The 15,904-nt window shown below is 67.9% G+C and carries 15 protein-coding genes and 1 tRNA gene; 11 read left to right on the top strand and 5 right to left on the bottom strand.

Features of this window, described 5'->3' with window-relative positions; all coding sequences use genetic code 11:
• Nucleotides 1-2 precede the first annotated feature (2 nt).
• Nucleotides 3-1,454 (bottom strand): 3-isopropylmalate dehydratase large subunit, encoded by a 1,452-nt coding sequence (gene leuC, locus AB0P11_RS16150; RefSeq protein WP_056278653.1) that lies wholly within the window; start codon nt 1,452-1,454, stop codon nt 3-5.
• Nucleotides 1,455-1,641: 187 nt separating this feature from the next.
• On the opposite strand from leuC, the gene AB0P11_RS16145 reads away from it, so the two are divergent.
• Both AB0P11_RS16145 and AB0P11_RS16140 read left to right on the top strand, forming a co-directional pair.
• Nucleotides 1,642-2,937, top strand: coding sequence for a PLP-dependent transferase (locus AB0P11_RS16145; RefSeq protein ID WP_230100555.1), 1,296 nt, complete (start codon nt 1,642-1,644; stop codon nt 2,935-2,937).
• On the top strand, nt 2,934-4,247 hold the full coding sequence (locus AB0P11_RS16140) for an LLM class flavin-dependent oxidoreductase (RefSeq protein WP_056278651.1): 1,314 nt from the start codon (nt 2,934-2,936) through the stop codon (nt 4,245-4,247). The genes AB0P11_RS16145 and AB0P11_RS16140 overlap by 4 nt, the downstream gene beginning before the upstream one ends.
• Nucleotides 4,248-4,264: 17 nt before the next feature.
• Here the strand turns inward: AB0P11_RS16140 and AB0P11_RS16135 are convergent, their stop codons facing one another.
• On the bottom strand, nt 4,265-4,762 hold the full coding sequence (locus tag AB0P11_RS16135) for a DUF427 domain-containing protein (protein ID WP_363522958.1): 498 nt from the start codon (nt 4,760-4,762) through the stop codon (nt 4,265-4,267).
• Between the two features lie 36 nt (nt 4,763-4,798).
• Between AB0P11_RS16135 and AB0P11_RS16130 the strand changes: the two genes are divergently transcribed.
• Nucleotides 4,799-5,392 (top strand): LON peptidase substrate-binding domain-containing protein, encoded by a 594-nt coding sequence (locus AB0P11_RS16130; RefSeq protein ID WP_053095883.1) that lies wholly within the window; start codon nt 4,799-4,801, stop codon nt 5,390-5,392.
• Between the two features lie 51 nt (nt 5,393-5,443).
• Here the strand turns inward: AB0P11_RS16130 and AB0P11_RS16125 are convergent, their stop codons facing one another.
• A complete protein-coding gene (locus AB0P11_RS16125; protein ID WP_363522956.1) occupies nt 5,444-6,448 on the bottom strand; it encodes a TerC/Alx family metal homeostasis membrane protein in 1,005 nt (334 codons plus the stop codon).
• Nucleotides 6,449-6,695: 247 nt separating this feature from the next.
• On the opposite strand from AB0P11_RS16125, the gene AB0P11_RS16120 reads away from it, so the two are divergent.
• From AB0P11_RS16120 to AB0P11_RS16105, 4 genes are all read left to right on the top strand, one after another.
• Complete coding sequence (locus AB0P11_RS16120) at nt 6,696-7,253, top strand: RNA polymerase sigma factor (RefSeq protein WP_056278648.1); 558 nt, start codon at nt 6,696-6,698, stop codon at nt 7,251-7,253.
• Nucleotides 7,250-8,329, top strand: coding sequence for a DUF4349 domain-containing protein (locus AB0P11_RS16115; protein ID WP_187249556.1), 1,080 nt, complete (start codon nt 7,250-7,252; stop codon nt 8,327-8,329). Before AB0P11_RS16120 ends, AB0P11_RS16115 begins: the two co-directional genes overlap by 4 nt.
• A 78-nt stretch (nt 8,330-8,407) precedes the next feature.
• On the top strand, nt 8,408-8,956 hold the full coding sequence (locus tag AB0P11_RS16110) for a helix-turn-helix domain-containing protein (protein ID WP_363522953.1): 549 nt from the start codon (nt 8,408-8,410) through the stop codon (nt 8,954-8,956).
• Nucleotides 8,953-10,200 carry an MFS transporter gene (locus tag AB0P11_RS16105; protein WP_363522951.1) on the top strand — a complete coding sequence of 416 codons (1,248 nt, stop codon included), beginning with the start codon at nt 8,953-8,955 and terminating at the stop codon, nt 10,198-10,200. The genes AB0P11_RS16110 and AB0P11_RS16105 overlap by 4 nt, the downstream gene beginning before the upstream one ends.
• Nucleotides 10,201-10,252: 52 nt before the next feature.
• Here the strand turns inward: AB0P11_RS16105 and AB0P11_RS16100 are convergent.
• Nucleotides 10,253-10,325, bottom strand: a tRNA-Glu gene (locus tag AB0P11_RS16100).
• A 153-nt stretch (nt 10,326-10,478) separates the two neighbouring features.
• On the opposite strand from AB0P11_RS16100, the gene AB0P11_RS16095 reads away from it, so the two are divergent.
• Together AB0P11_RS16095 and AB0P11_RS16090 are read left to right on the top strand one after the other, a co-directional pair.
• Nucleotides 10,479-11,117 (top strand): MBL fold metallo-hydrolase, encoded by a 639-nt coding sequence (locus tag AB0P11_RS16095; RefSeq protein ID WP_053095878.1) that lies wholly within the window; start codon nt 10,479-10,481, stop codon nt 11,115-11,117.
• Nucleotide 11,118: 1 nt separating this feature from the next.
• Nucleotides 11,119-11,997 (top strand): aminoglycoside phosphotransferase family protein, encoded by an 879-nt coding sequence (locus tag AB0P11_RS16090; protein WP_363522948.1) that lies wholly within the window; start codon nt 11,119-11,121, stop codon nt 11,995-11,997.
• On the opposite strand, the gene pepN is transcribed toward AB0P11_RS16090, so the two are convergent.
• The gene (pepN, locus tag AB0P11_RS16085) at nt 11,994-14,477 is read right to left on the bottom strand and encodes an aminopeptidase N (RefSeq protein ID WP_363522946.1); all 2,484 of its coding nucleotides are present in this window, start codon (nt 14,475-14,477) and stop codon (nt 11,994-11,996) included. The genes AB0P11_RS16090 and pepN overlap by 4 nt on opposite strands.
• An 82-nt stretch (nt 14,478-14,559) precedes the next feature.
• Here pepN and AB0P11_RS16080 point away from each other — a divergent pair, with 82 nt between their 5' ends.
• On the top strand, nt 14,560-15,006 hold the full coding sequence (locus tag AB0P11_RS16080) for a MarR family winged helix-turn-helix transcriptional regulator (RefSeq protein ID WP_056278642.1): 447 nt from the start codon (nt 14,560-14,562) through the stop codon (nt 15,004-15,006).
• 35 nt (nt 15,007-15,041) lie between these two features.
• Nucleotides 15,042-15,899, top strand: coding sequence for a 3-hydroxyacyl-CoA dehydrogenase (locus AB0P11_RS16075; protein ID WP_320488108.1), 858 nt, complete (start codon nt 15,042-15,044; stop codon nt 15,897-15,899).
• Nucleotides 15,900-15,904: the final 5 nt, after the last annotated feature.

Genomic DNA, 15,904 nt, shown 5'->3' with positions numbered 1-15,904 from the left:
GGTCAGACCTCCGCCATCTCGTTCAGGTCGCTCGGACTCGACAGCGTGCCGCGGATCGCGGTCGCGGCGGCGACGAGCGGCGACACCAGGTGCGTGCGTCCACCCTTGCCCTGCCGGCCCTCGAAGTTGCGGTTGGAGGTCGACGCGCAGCGCTCCCCCGGCGCGAGCTGATCAGGGTTCATCCCGAGGCACATCGAGCACCCCGCGAATCGCCACTCGGCTCCGAAGTCCTTGATGATCTTGTCGAGCCCTTCGGCCTCCGCCTCGAGCCGCACCCGGGCAGAGCCGGGAACGACCATGACGCGGACGCCGTCGGCCTTCTTCTTGCCTTCGACGATCGACGCGAACGCGCGGAGATCCTCGATGCGACTGTTCGTGCACGACCCCATGAAGACGGCGTCGACCGGCACCTCCTTGAGAGGCGTGCCAGGCGTCAGATCCATGTACTCTAGGGCCCGCTCGGCTGCGGCACGCTCATTGGCATCGGCGATCTCTGCCGGGTCGGGAACCGCCGCCGACAGCGAGCTGCCCTGACCGGGGTTGGTGCCCCACGTCACGAACGGCTCGAGCTCATCGGCATCGATGAAGACCTCGGCGTCGAACGTCGCCCCCTCATCCGTCGGCAGCGTTCGCCAGTACGCGACGGCGTCGTCCCAGTCCTGCCCCTTCGGGGCGTGCGGGCGACCCTTCAGGTACTCGAAGGTCGTCTCGTCGGGCGCGACCATGCCGGCACGAGCGCCGGCCTCGATCGACATGTTGCAGATCGTCATCCGGCCCTCCATCGACAACGCCCGGATCGCGCTGCCGCGGAACTCCAGGACGTAGCCCTGACCGCCGCCGGTGGTGATCTTCGCGATCACCGCGAGGATGATGTCCTTCGCGGTGACGCCGGGCCTCAGCGTGCCCTCGACGTTGATCGCCATGGTCTTGAACGGCTTCAGCGGCAGCGTCTGCGTCGCCATGACATGCTCGACCTCGCTCGTGCCGATGCCGAAGGCCATGGCGCCGAACGCGCCGTGCGTCGATGTGTGCGAGTCGCCGCAGACCACCGTGATGCCGGGCATGGTGAGACCGAGCTGCGGCCCCACGACGTGGACGATGCCCTGTTCGGCGTCGCCGAGCGAGTGCAGACGCACGCCGAACTCCGCGGCGTTGCGGCGCAGCGTCTCGATCTGCGTGCGGCTCGTGAGGTCGGCGATGGGCTTGTCGATGTCCCAGGTCGGCGTGTTGTGGTCCTCGGTGGCGATCGTCAGGTCGAGGCGCCGCAACGGTCGCCCCTCCGATCGCAGTCCGTCGAACGCCTGCGGGCTCGTCACCTCATGCACCAGGTGCAGATCGATGTAGATGAGGTCCGGCTCGCCGTTCTCGCCCTTGACGACGAGATGGTCGTCCCAGACCTTCTCGGCGAGGGTCCTGGGACGGACGGGAGCAGTGTCTGCTGCGGGGGTGTTCATTGCGTGTCTCCTGAAGCTGGCGGTTCGGCCCACGATGGACTCCGCGACGAGGAGGGGCTCAGAACGAGGTCTCGTCGCGGCCGCTAAGAAGGAGCACGATCCGCATGACGTCAGATTACCACCGCTTCAGCGCCCGGAGTCTCCGCGTGACACGCTACTGTCACCCACACCTTCGAGAGGCACCCGCATGACCGACGACAGCACCGGATTCGCCACGAGAGCGGTCCACGCGGCCCGGAATCAGGGGCCCGCATCGTCGAGGGCGACGCCGATCTACCTGACGGCGGGCTTCGAGTTCGACGACTTCGACCACGCCGCCGACCACTTCGGCACCGGCGCGGGGTTCGGATACACGCGCACGGGGAATCCGACGGTGCACGCCGTCGAGCGCCAGCTCGCCGCACTCGAATCCGCCGCAGAGGCCGTGCTCGTCGCCAGCGGCCAGGCCGCGGTCGTCACCGCACTGCTGACCGTCGCCGGAGCGGGCGATCACATCGTCTCCTCGACGCACATCTACGAAGGCACGCGAGGGCTTCTGCTCGACAACCTCGCTCGCCTCGGCATCGAGACGACGTTCATCGACGACATCGCCGACCCCGGCGCCTGGCGGGGTGCGATCCGCCCGACCACCCGGGCGCTGTTCGGCGAATCCATCGCGAACGCGCGCAACGACATCCTCGACATCTCCGCGGTGAGCGCGGTCGCCGACGAGTTCGCCATCCCGCTCATCGTCGACAACACCCTCGCGACGCCGTTCCTGTTCCGGCCGCTCGAGCACGGCGCCGCCATGGTGGTGCACTCCGCCTCGAAGTTCCTCGCCGGTCACGGGTCGGTGCTCGGAGGCGTGATCCTCGACGACGGTCGCTTCGACCCGGCGAAGGCGGGGCACAACGCTCCGCATCTCGTTCTTCCGGGGCGCGGCGGGTTCCCGAGCGTGGCTTCGCGTCATGGCGGCAACGCGCGCATCGCCTACGCGCGCGAGTCCGTCGCTCCGCGATTCGGCGCGTCCCCGTCGCCGCTCAACGCGTTCCTGATCGGACAGGGCGCCGAGACCCTCGGTCTGCGGGTCGAGCGGCAGTCCCGGAACGCCCTCGAGATCGCCCGCTGGCTCGCCGCGCAGGAAGCGGTCGAGAGCGTCGACTACGTCGGCCTCGACACGCATCCCGATCACGGCCTCGCCGAGAGGTACCTCTCGGGAGGGTACGGCTCGATCTTCACCTTCACGCTCCGCGGGGGCCTCGACGCCGCACGCGACTTCGTCGAGAGCGTCGACGTGTTCACGCACATGACCCACATCGGCGACGTGCGCTCGCTGGTGCTGCACCCCGCGACCACCAGCCACTCGCATCGCACGCCCGAGGAGCGAGACGTCCTCGGAGTGCAGCCGGGAACCCTGCGGCTGTCGGTCGGCATCGAAGACGTCGCCGACCTCCTCGGCGACCTGGCCCGAGTCCTGGAACCCGCACGAGAGGCCGTCTCATGACCAGGCCCCAGCACTTCGGGTGGTTCCTGGCACGCGGCTTCGGCCCGCAGGGGTGGGGCTATCCGTCGCTGGACTGGGACTACGACTGGACCCGTCCGGAGATCTACCAGGAGGCGGCTCGCACGCTCGAGCAGGCAGGCTTCGACCTCCTCATCATCGAGGACGCGCCGTCGCTCGGCTCTCCCGACACGATCGACCTCCGGGTGCGCCATGCCTTCGGCGGCCCCAAGCACGACCCGCTGCTGCTCGCTCCCTACCTCTTCCAGGCGACACGGCATCTCGGGGTCGTGCCCACCGTGAACCCGGCGGCGTACCTGCCGTATACCGCGGCTCGGCAGTTCTCCACGCTTCAGCACCTCAGTGGCCACCGCCTCGGGCTCAACGTGGTGACCGACACCGGCAGTGCGCGACATTTCTCCGCCGCGGAACAGCTCGGGCACGATGCGGCATACGACCGCGCCGAAGAATGGCTCGCCGGCATCCGCTCGCTCTGGCGCAGCTGGGACGACGGTGCACTGGTCCGCGATCGCGAGACCGACGTGTTCGCCGACGGATCGAAGCTGCGCTCCGTGCAGCACCGCGGAACGCACTTCGACTTCGACGGCCCGTTGAACGCCGTGCCGTTCACCGACGGGGAGCCGTCGATCGTCTCCCCCGGCGGCTCCGGCCGCGGCCTCGGATTCGCCGGCGCCAACTCCGATGTGCAGCTCGCCCTCGCGCCGCTGGACGAAGCCTCGGTGCGTGCCTATCGAGCGAAGATCCACGATGCGGCGATCGCCGCCGGACGCTCGCCGGACGACATCAAGATCCTGTTCGCGATCCAGCCGGTGATCACATCATCCGCCGAGGAGGCCGACCGAATCGTCGCCGCCTCCGCGCATCCCGACGACGCGACCCTCGTGCAGATCGCACGCAAGCAGTCCAGCGACCTCGAGACGGATCTGACCTCGCTCGATCTCGACAGACCACTCGACCTCGAGATCTTCGGCGAGCACGTCTCGCGCGGGAGCATCCAGCGCCTGATCGGCGACCGCGGAGACGATGCTCCTCTACGAGTCCATCTCGCCGCGCTCGCTCGGACGGGCCGCATCTCCGATCGCTCGGGTTTCGTCGGCACTGCCGAGGAGTTCGCAGATCTGATCGAAGAGCTCGGCGAGTGGGGCAACGACGGCGTCCTGCTGTGGGGCGACTTCCACCCCGTCACGCTGCATCGGACGCTGGATGAACTCGTGCCTGTTCTTCGACGCCGGGGCATCCTGCGCCGGGACTACGTCGACGGAGGGCTGCAGGCGAACCTCCGCGCGTTCTGACGCGTAGGCGAGCAGGGTCACCAGCCCAGGGTGCCGGGTGCACCCTTGAAGGGGCCGACGACCGTCGACGTGACCCACCCGCCGTAGAACCCGCCCGGCTGCGGTGTGACGACCTCGTCCCCCACCGTGCACTCGTCCATCGGACCCGCATAGACGGCGACCCGGTCTGCCAGCATCTCGAAACCTCGAGAGGGATTCGGGTAGTTCCAGGCGGCCCCGGCCGCCGTCTGCGCTCCACCTCGCACGTCGAGGTAGCGTGCGGCTCCCTTGAACTCGCAGAACGAGGAGCCCGGCGCGTCAGAGAGCGAGCCCACGGTGAAGTCGGCGATCGGCAGGTAGTACACGGGAGGATGGCTCGTCTCGAGGACTCGCACCGCGTCGCGCGTGTCGGCGATGAGCTGGCCGCCGAGGCGAACGGTGATGCGCGCAGCCACGGGCTCGACCTTCGGCGGTCGAGGATAGTCCCAGACGGATTCCTGACCGGGCGAGGGCATCAGAGGGCGGGGTCTGCGCATCTGTTCACTGTACGTCGCACGGTGTTGACTGGGGCCATGTCAGAAATACCGATGTTCCCGCTGGGGTCGGTGCTCTTCCCGTACACCCCGCTCCCGCTCCGCGTGTTCGAGCCGCGGTACCTCACCATGATCGGGCAGCTGCTCGACGAGGACGACCCTCAGTTCGGCGTCGTGCTCATCGAGCGCGGACATGAGGTCGGCGGTGGCGACCGCCGCAGTGGATTCGGCACGATGGCGCGCCTGGTGAGCGTGGCGGCGGATGCCCAGGTGCTGCACACCCTGGCGGTCGGCACGGCACGCTTCACCGTCGAGCAGTGGCTGGACGAAGCTCCTTACCCGCGCGCAGAGGTGACCCCGCTGCCCGAGCTGACCTGGAACGATGCCCTCACCCCCCTGCGCACCGAAGCCGAGGCGATCGTGCGCCGGGTGCTGGCACGCACCGACTCGCCCTGGGACGCCGACACCGAGCTGTCGGAAGAACCGCTCGCGGCCGCCTGGCAGCTCGCCGCCATCGCGCCGCTGGGCGAATACGACCAGTACACGCTGCTGCAGTCCACCACGGTGGGCGCTCTACTGCGTCAGGTGATCGATCTCACGCTCGACGCCGAGGCGCTCTGGACAGCGGAGTGACACGTCTCCTGCTCGTCGCGGGAATCGCGGGCGCCGCGGAGAGCGACCGCCTCACTCGACCGTCGGGCTGACCCGCTGCGCCCGCTTCTCCCGAGACGAGGCGATGAGGCTGGCGACGGTGGCCACGGTCATCGCCACGACGATGACGCCCAGCGACACCATGTTGTCGATGTCGGGAACCCACTCGACATGCTCACCGCCGTTGATGAACGGCAGCTCGTTCTCGTGCAGCGCGTGAAGGATCAGCTTGATGCCGATGAATCCGAGGATGACCGCGATCCCGTAGTGGAGGTAGCGCAGACGATCGAGCAGATCACCGAGCAGGAAGTAGAGCTGGCGCAGACCCATGAGCGCGAAGATGTTCGCGGCGAAGACGAGGAACCCGTTGGTGGTGATCTCGAAGATCGCCGGGATCGAGTCGATCGCGAAGATCAGGTCGGTGACGCCGATCGTGATGAACACGATGACCATCGGCGTCCACATGCGCTTGCCGTCGACCGTCGTGCGCAGCTTCGAGCCGTCGTACTCCTCGCTGATGTCGATGCGGCGCCGCAGCAGGCGCACGATGAAGTTCTCCTTCTTCACATCGTCTTCGTGCTCGCCCTCGGGCATCGCCTGCTTGATCGCGGTGTAGATGAGGAAGGCACCGAAGATGTAGAAGATCGGCGAGAAGTGCTCGACGATCGTGACGCCGACGAGGATGAACGCTCCGCGGAGGACGAGGGCGATGATGATGCCGACCATCAGCACCTGCTGCTGCAAGCGTCGCGGCACCGCGAACTGCGCCATGATCAGCACGAAGACGAAGAGGTTGTCGATCGAGAGGCTGTATTCGAGCGCCCAGCCGGTGATGAAGTCGCCGGCGTTTCGCCAGCCTGCGACGTTTCCGAGAAGAACCGCGAAGAGCAGCGCGAGTCCGACGTAGAACACCACCCACAGGGTCGACTCCTTGGTCGAGGGGATGTGGGGACGAAGTCGGATCAGAAGCAGGTCGCCGATCAGGATGATCGTGAGGACGATCATCGAGGTGATCTCGAACCAGACAGGGATTTCCAAGGGCGTACAGCACCTTTCGGGAGGGTCGGAAAAACGCCGAAAGTCTCTCCCACGCACAGAGTGCGTCGCACGACCGGAGCAGCGATGTCGGTGCTCGTGATGACGGTGGATGCGCTTGCGGGATACTCCCTCTCGCCTCAGCAATGGTAGCGGAGTCGAAGACGCTTGCGGATGCCGCCGGCACCGATCTGAGACGATGGGGCGTCGACCGACACTTCCTGGGTGAGAGACACCGAACGGAATCGGGATGCCAGTGCAGACGAGTGACCAGAGAGTGGCGGCGCGGGCCGCGGCAGGTGACGAGAGCGCCTTCCGCGAGCTGTACCGCGCGTACGCCCGCCCGGTCTACTGGATCGCACACGGGATCGTCGGCGCCGCCGCGGATGCCGAGGACGTGACTCAGGAGACCTTCGTCACGGCGTGGCGGAAGCTGCCGGGGTTCGAGCTGCAGGGAGACTCCATCCTCCCGTGGCTCGCGACGATCTGCCGCTTCCAGGCCGCGAACCGCCTGCGCCAGCGCAGACGCGACCAGGCCAACACCGCGGATGCGGTCGATGAGACCCTCCCCTCGACGGTCAGCGTGGAGGAGCAGGTGATCACCGCGGACCTCGCAGAGCGGATCGCGGCCGAGGTCGGCACCCTCAGCGACCTCGATCGCGCGATCTTCCGCCTCTGCGCCGCGGAAGGCTACGCCTACCAGGCTGCGGCCGAGGAGCTCGGCGTGAGCCACGCCATCGTCCGGAACCGTCTCTCCCGAGTCCGCACCCGACTGCGTGGTGCCGTGAAGGAAGCGAGCGACGCATGAACGACACCTCCACCGAGCCACTGCCCGAGCTCACCGATGCCGCAGTGGAGCGCATCGAGAGAGCCGTGTTCGAGGACATCGCCGCCGAGCTGCCGCGGCAGTCGCCTGCAGAGAAGCGCGGTCGCGTTCGTCGTCGTCGGTGGCTCACCGGCACCGGCATCGCCGCGGCGTTCGTCATCGGCGTCCTCATCACCCCGCCCATCCTCACCGCGGTCGGCGGTTCGGCGACGAGCTCGGCCGACGGCGGGGGCGTGACTGTCGTCGAGGACGCTCGCTCGGGCGCCGTCGACCAGAGCGCGCCCTCGGCTCTGACCGAGTCAGCCGAGTCGGGCGCGGTCGCCGGAGATGTCGCAGCGGGTGATCGTGAGATCATCGCCACGGCCAACGCCACGGTGGAGGTGAAGGACGTCTCGGACGCCGCGGTCGCCATCGGGGCACTCGCAGAGTCGCATGGCGGCTACGTCGAGAGCACCGAGATCGGCGGGACCCCTGCCGTGGACGCCTCCTCCGATCCTGTCGCCGCGGACTCGGAGTACGGCTGGATCAGCATCCGCGTGCCGTCGGCGGATCTTCCCGCCGTCATCGATGAGCTCACCGAATCCGGCGAGGTGCTCTCCTCCTCCATCGCGCAGCAGGATGTGACCTCGACCGCGATCGATCTGCGAGCGCGCATCGATGCGACCAGGGCATCCGTCCAGCGACTCAGCGAGCTCATGTCCCAGACCGGCACCGTCGCGGAGCTCATCGAGGCGGAGGTGGCGCTGACCGATCGTCAGGCGCAGCTCGAGTCGTACGAGCAGCAGCTCGCCTCGCTCGAGGACCAGGTCGCGATGTCGAGTCTCTCGGTGCAGCTGACCCGCACCGCCGCGCCGACGACGGCCGATCCCGCAGGATTCTCCGATGGGCTCGTCGCGGGATGGAACGGGCTCGTGGTCTCGCTGAACGCCCTGGTGGTCTCTGTCGGATTCCTGCTTCCGTGGCTCGCCGTGGCCGGGCTGGTCGTGCTGATCATATGGGGCGTCCGCCGAGCACGCCGCGGTCGTCGAGGCTCCGACGCGGCGGGTACCGACAGCTAGATCACCCGTTAAATCTCGGATTTCCGGGGTATACAAGAACTCTTGTGAGAATCGGGAACCGGTTCTAACGTGACGTTCATGGAAGACATCTCGGTCGTCACCGCCGTGCACCACCCGCTGCGCCGACGCATCTACGACTACCTGCTGCTGTACGGCACATCGCAGGTGACGGCACTCGCCCGGTCGCTCGATGCGCAGGTCGGCAGCATCAGCCATCATCTGCGCATGCTGGAGCGGGCGGGCCTCGTCGAGCGCGCCGAGGACCCGTCGGGCGACCGGCGCACGAGCTGGTGGAAGATCGCCCGTCGCGGCCTGACCTGGTCGGCGGAAGACTTCGCGGACTCCCCCGCCGACGCGCTTCTGGCGCGCGAAGCGCAACGGCAGAGCATCCGGATGCAGATCGAGCGCCTCCAACGCTGGCAGCGCCGGCACGATGATCCGGCCGTCGCCGGCTATGACGCCTCGAACGCCGAGACCACGGCCTGGGCGACGCCGGACGAGCTGCGCGACCTCAGCTCGAGGCTGTCGGCGACGCTGAAGGACTGGCGCGACTCGGTCGATCTCGAAGACGGGCAGCAGCGGACACCGATCTTCTTCTTCGCGCACGCCTTCCCGACGACACCATGACCGCCGCAGACCCTGTGCAGCTCGTCGAGCCGCCGGCGTTCCGACGAGACCATCGAGTGCATGCGTGGATCCTCGTCAAGACGCTCTCGGACGCGGGCGACGCCCTGTGGACGATCGCGCTGGCGTGGACCGCCGTGCAGACGGCCTCGCCTGCGGTCGCAGGACTCATCGTCGCCGCCGGCACTCTGCCTCGTGCGGTCGTCCTGCTGTTCGGCGGCATGATCGCCGACCGCGCGGACGCGCGCCGAGTGATGATGCTGTTCAACGCCGTCCGGGTGGGCGTTCTCGTGACGGTGGCGCTCTGGGTGCTCTCCGCGCCGCCCACCGTGGGTGTGCTCCTCCTCGCCGCCACCGCATTCGGCGTCTGCGACGCCTTCTACGAGCCCTCGGCGGGCACCGTCGCCCGCCAGCTCGTGCGAGCCGCTGACCTGCCGTCCTACGGCGCTCTCTCGCAGACCGCATCGCGACTCGGAACGATGGCCGGCGCGGCCGTCGGCGGTGTGATCGTCGCGTCCGCGGGCCTCGTCGGAAGCGCGGCGGTGAACGCGGTGACTTTCACCGTCGTCATCGCGTTCATCGCCATCTGGCTCAGACCGCGGTTCCTGCTCGCACGGGCAGACCGACAGTCCGCTCTTCGCGACATCGCGGGTGGATTCGCCCACCTCGGCGCACATCCCACCACCCGCACGCTCGTCATCGCCCTCTCGGGGCTCAACCTCGCGGTCGGTCCGGCCGTCGGGATCGGCCTCGCGCTCCGAGCACACGACGAAGGCTGGGGCGCGCCGGCTGTAGGGCTGTTCGAAGCTCTGTTGGGACTCGGCGCGGCGATCGGCGCCGTGTCCGTCGCCAGGTGGCGGCCTCGGCGCGAGGCACGCGCGGGATTCCGTGCTCTGATGCTGCAGGGATTGGCCATCGTCGCACTCGGCTGGGGTCCCGCGTGGAGTGTCGGAGTCGCTGCCTTCGTCATCGGTGCGACCGCCGGCTACGCATCGGTGCTGCTCAGCGCCACGTTCTCGGCAACCGTCGACACCGCGTACCTCGGCCGCATGAGCTCCATCACCCGGTTGGGCGACGACTGCCTGATGCCGCTCGCGATGGCCGCGTTCGGTCTGCTCGCGTCGACCACCGCGCTCTGGGTTCCCTTCGCCCTCTTCGGTGGAGCGATGACGGCATCGATGGTGGCGCCGTTGGCCAACCCCGCGTTCCGGAGCATGTCGCTGCGTACAGCCGTCGGATCCACATGATGGATGCGGAGACGACGAAAGCCCTCGGAGAACCGAGGGCTTTCGCTTGTTGTGACCCCAGCGGGATTCGAACCCGCGTTACCGCCGTGAGAGGGCAGCGTACTAGGCCGCTATACGATGGGGCCGTCTGGCGGAACGTTTCCGTGCCGCGACAACTGTTCAAGTATGCCACGACGATTCTCACGTCGCCAAATCGAGCGGGACGGTCTTCAGATCCCGGGCGTGGCGCACCTGCCGAGGGGTTTGCCACGGCGCCCCTGAAGGAGTTGACTCATCTCATGCGCGTCACCAAATTCGAACATGCCGCTCTTCGCATCCAGCAGGGCGATGACGTCCTTCTCCTCGACCCGGGCTCGTTCACCTCTCCCCTGAACGATCTCTCGGGTCTCGTCGCTGTCGTGATCACTCACGAGCACCCCGACCATTGGACCCCCGAGCACCTGGATCGGATCCTGCGCGCCGCCCCCGGCACCCCGATCTACGCCCCGGCGGGCGTCGCGCGCGCGGCCGACGGCTATGACATCTCCGTGGTCGCTCCGGGCGAGACGGTGGAGGTCGGTGCGTTCACGCTCCGCTTCTTCGGCGGCACGCATGAGGTGATCCACTCGTCACTGCCGGTGGTCGAGAACGTCGGCGTGCTGATCAACGATGTCTTCTACTACCCGGGCGACTCGTACGCGATCCCCGAGGGCGTCGAGGTCGGCACTCTCGCGGCACCGCTCGGCGCGCCGTGGCTGAAGATCGGCGAGGCCATGGACTACGTCCTGGCCGTGAAACCACGGCGGGCGTTCGGCACTCACGACATGACGCTGTCCGTCGCGGGCAAGACGATGCACCGGCAGCGGCTGCAGTGGGCGACCGAGCAGGGCGGCGGCGAGTTCTCGATACTCGAACCGGGCGACTCGCTCGACATCTGACGTGGCGGACTCCCCCTCTGCCGAGTACTCGCTCGACGAGGGCGGCGTACGAGATCTCCTCCGAAGCACGGACCCCGCCCTCGCCGAGCTTCCGCTGAGGCTGTTCGCCGACGGCTGGGACAACTCGATGTGGCGCCTCGGCTCCGAACTCGCCGTGCGACTGCCTCGACGCGATCTCTCGGTGCCGCTCATCACCCACGAGCAGCGTGCCCTGCGCACGATCGGCCCGGCTCTCGCCGCCGTCGGCATCCGTGCGCCCGTCCCCGTGATCGTGGGCGAGCCGAGCGCGCACTTTCCGCGACCCTGGTCCGTTCTGCCCTGGATCCCCGGAACGACGGCGCTCGCGTCCTCCCGCCCGGACAACGCGACCTGGGCGCCCCGACTCGCGGACGCCCTGCGCGCGCTGCACGTCGCCGCGCCGGTCGATGCTCCCCGCAACCCGGTGCGCGGACGCGCCCTGTCCACTCGAGACGCCGCCATTCGGCCACGTCTGGACGCGTTCGACCGCCGGACGGCACTGCGCGACGCCTGGGCCGCGGCACTCGCAGCGCCGCCCGCATCGGAGCAGGTCTGGATCCATGGCGATCTGCACCCGGGCAACGTGCTCGTCGCCGACGGCACGCTCACCGCGCTCATCGACTTCGGCGATGTCACGGTCGGCGACCCCGCCTACGACCTCGCCTCGGCCTGGATGCTCTTCGACGCCTGCGGCCGAGAGGCATTCCGGCGAGCGACGAGGGAGCGTTACGACGGCGCCACCTGGACCCGCGCGAGAGGCTGGGCGGCGTACATCGCCCTCGTCCTGATGACTCAGAGCGATGACAGGCCCGAGTACTTCGCCGTCGGAGTGAGCACGGCCGACGCGCTCGAAGAGGACTAGCTCTGCGCGGCTCGAACGCGCAGAGCTCGAGCCAGGTGGTCGCGCTGTTCGATGACGATTCGGCGCAGAGCGGCGGGCGCCGTGTCGTTGTCCGCGAGCCACGCATCCACGGCATCGAGTGTGGGCGAGGCGGGGAAGAGTCCGACCACGAGGCGTTGCGCCAGCTCGATGCTCCGTGTCGCCCACGCATCGCCGATCCGCCCGAAGTACTCGGCATCGAACCTCTCGATGAGATCGCGGCGTCCTCCGGCTCGGAACCCGCCGATCACCGCGTCGAGATGATCGTTGCTGAGCGATCCGTCGTTCCACGCCGCGTCCCAGGCGGCAGCCCGGACGTCAAGTTCGGGACGCGAGGCCAGGGCCCTGCGGGCAGCGGTGCGTCCGCTGCCCGTGTCGTCGGACTCCAGCTCCGCGGCCACCGCATCGGCATCCGCGTGTCCCGTGGTGACGAGGGCGGTGAGGAGCTGCCACCGCAGATCCGGGTCGATCGTGAGCCCGTCGGGGGCATCGCCATGCAGGATCGCGCGGATGTCGTCTGCACGCACATCGTCGAAAGCTGATGCCGATGCGAGCGCACGCGCCCAGGAGAGCTGTGCATCGCTGCCGGCATCGGACGTCTGGAGCGCAGTCCACGCGGTCTCGACCCATGCTGTCAACTCACGCTGTCGCGCGTCATCGCTCGCGTAGTTGCGGATCGCGAAGAGCGTATTCGCGAGGATGCCGGCGAGAAGGCCGATGTTCGACTCCCGCGGAGCGTGGGCACGAACGATCTCGGCGTAACGAGCGGCCGCGAGCTCGCCGTCGCGGGTGGCGTTCCAGAGCGATGACCAGATGACAGCCCTGGCGAGAGGATCGTCGAGCGAAGACAGTGATTCCCGCACCGTCGCCAGAGAGGCGTCATCGAGACGCACCTTGGCATAGGTGAGGTCGTCATCATTGAGGAGCACGAGATCCGCAGCCGGAATGACCACCGGTGTCCGCTCGTCGTCGATGTCGAGCGCGATCTGATCGCGACGGACGACCCTCCCGTCGACACGATCGTAGAGACCGATACGCAGGCGGTGCGGCCGCGGGTCGCTCTGCATGACGGCGGCGCCGCCGTCGGCATCCCGCTCCACCCACAGCGTCGAGACCCCGGTGGTCTGCAACCAGGCACGCGACCAATCGGTCATGTCCCGCCCGGAGACCGCGCTCAACTGCACGAGGAAGTCCTCGAGGGTCGTGTTGCCGAAGGCGTTCGCCGCGAAGTACCGCCGCGCGCCCTCGAAGAACGCCTCGTCGCCGACGAACGCGACGAGCTGCTTGAGCACGGCGGCACCCTTGGCGTAGGTGATGCCGTCGAAGTTCAGCTTCGCCGCCTCGAGATCGGGGATGTCCGCGACGATCGGGTGCGTCGTGGGCAACTGGTCCTGCTGGTACGCCCACGCTTTGCGGTTCGCAGCGAATTTCACCCAGGCGTCGTGGAAGCGCGTCGCCACCGCCGAGGCGTGCGAACCCATGTAGTCGGCGAACGACTCCTTGAGCCACAGGTCGTCCCACCACTTCATCGTGACCAGGTCGCCGAACCACATGTGCGCCATCTCGTGCAGGATTGTGTTCGCGCGAGCGGCACGCTGGGCATCCGTGGCGGCCCCTCGCGACAGGTAGGACTCTGTGAATGTCACGAGGCCGGGGTTCTCCATCGCGCCGAGGTTGTATTCGGGCACGAAGATCTGGTCGTACTTGCCCCAGGGATAGGGGTAGGCGAACGCGTCGGTGAAGAAATCGAGACCCTGGCGGGTGATCTCGAGGATCTCGTCCGACTCCAGGTACTGCGCGAGGGACTGTCGCGCGAACAGGCCCAGCGCGATGCGCTGATCGTCGCGCTGCCACTCGCCGTCGACTCGAGCGTAGGGTCCCGCCGCGATGGACGTGATGTAACTGGAGATCGGAAGCGTAGGAGCGAACTCGACACGTTGCACGCCGACGCCGGCGTCGACGCTGACCGCCGCCTGGTTCGACAGCACCTGCCAACCCGCCGGAGCATCGATCACGAACGTGTAGGGCGCCTTGATGTCGGGCTGCTCGAAGCAGGCCATCACCCGTCGCGCGTCGGCGGGCTCGTACTGCGTGTAGAGGTAGGTGCGGTCGTCGACCGGGTCGTGGAACCGGTGCAGGCCTTCGCCGGATCGGCTGTAGCTCGCGACAGCTTCGACACGGACGACGTTCTCGGTCCCGAGGCCGCTCAGCTCGATGCGCGACCCGTCGTAGACGACATCGCGGTCGACGCCGTTGACGACGACCCTCTCGACGCTCTCTCCGATGAAGTCCACCCAGGTCGAGTCCGCCGTCGCGGTGAAATCCAGGGTCGTGGTCGTGGAGAACCCGCTGCGTGCCCGCTCCGGCGCACCCGTGAGGTCGAGTTCTACGCGGATGCTGCGCACGGAGACGGCGGCGGATCGTGCCGCGGTCTCCTCTCGGGAGAGATTGGCTGTGTCCATGCCTCCATCCTTTCATCCGCGTTCCCGCCCTGCCGAACCTACGTCCGTTGCATCACGCAACAGAAGAGCGTAGAGTTGCGCTATGCAACATGAGACTGGGTCAGACGAACGCCGAACCGACAGCGCCGCCGTCCTGAAGTCGCTCGTCGCCATCACGCGGCGCGGCCTGGTCGACGCCCGCGCGGGAGAGCCGACGCTCTCGATGACCGACCAGTCCATCGTCATGGCGATCGCCGACCAGCCCGGGATCCGGTCGACGGACATCGCCCGGATGTTCCGACTGAACCGCTCGACCGTTTCACGTCAGCTGTCCGCACTCATGTCTCTCGGCCTCGTGCAGGAGGCCCCTTCGAACTCCGGACGCGGCCGACCGCTCGAGCTGACCGCCGAGGGCGAAGAGGCATTCCGCGGCACACTGCGATCGCTGCAGGACGTCATCGACGCCCATCTCGCGCAGTGGACGGATGACGAGGTGCAGCGCTTCGCGCATGATCTCCGGCGTTTCGACAGCGGCGACGAACAAGCCTGACCACGGCCCACAAGGCCACCAGAGGAAGAAGAGAAATGAAGAACATCACTGTTCTCGGCACCGGCGTGCTCGGATCGCAGATCGCGTTCCAGACCGCCTTCCACGGTTTCGACGTCGTCGCATACGACATCGATCAGTCCGCGCTCGATCGCGCGGCCGAACGACTCGAGGGTCTCGCCTCGCGCTACATCGCAGACGGCGTGGAGAATGCCGCTGACGGCGGCGCGAATGCCGCGATCGACCGCATCCGGCTCACCTCGGACCTCGCGGATGCAGCCGCTGCGGCTGACCTCATCATCGAGGCGGTGCCCGAGAGCCTCGAACTCAAGCAGAGCATCTACCGGACCCTCGCCGACGCCGCACCGGCGACCACGATCTTCGCGACCAACTCCTCGACCCTCCTGCCGAGCGCGCTCGCGGAATCGACGGGTCGCCCCGACCGGTTCCTCGCCCTCCACTTCGCGAACGAGATCTGGTCGCACAACACCGCCGAGGTCATGGGAACCCCCGCAACCGACCCCACCGTCTACGAGACGGTCGTCGAGTTCGCGACGCAGATCGGGATGGTCCCCATCCAGATCAAGAAGGAGAAGGCGGGCTACCTGCTGAACTCGCTGCTCGTGCCCTTCCTCCAGGCCGGGGCCGAGCTGCTCGTCGACGGCATCGCCGAGCCGGCGGACATCGACGCGACCTGGCGGATCGGCACGGGCGCGCCGGCAGGCCCCTTCGAGATCTACGACATCGTCGGTCTGACGACCGCCTACAACATCTCGCGCATGGGCGGCGAGAAGCAGCAGCGCTTCGCAGACCTGCTCAAGGAGCAGTACATCGACCACGGCAAGCTGGGGGTCGCGACGGGCGAGGGTTTCTACACCTACCCTCGCGAGAGCTGACGCCC

Source organism: Microbacterium sp. NPDC079176 (assembly GCF_040686675.1).
GTDB lineage: Bacteria > Actinomycetota > Actinomycetes > Actinomycetales > Microbacteriaceae > Microbacterium.
This window is presented reverse-complemented; position numbering and strand designations above follow the sequence as displayed.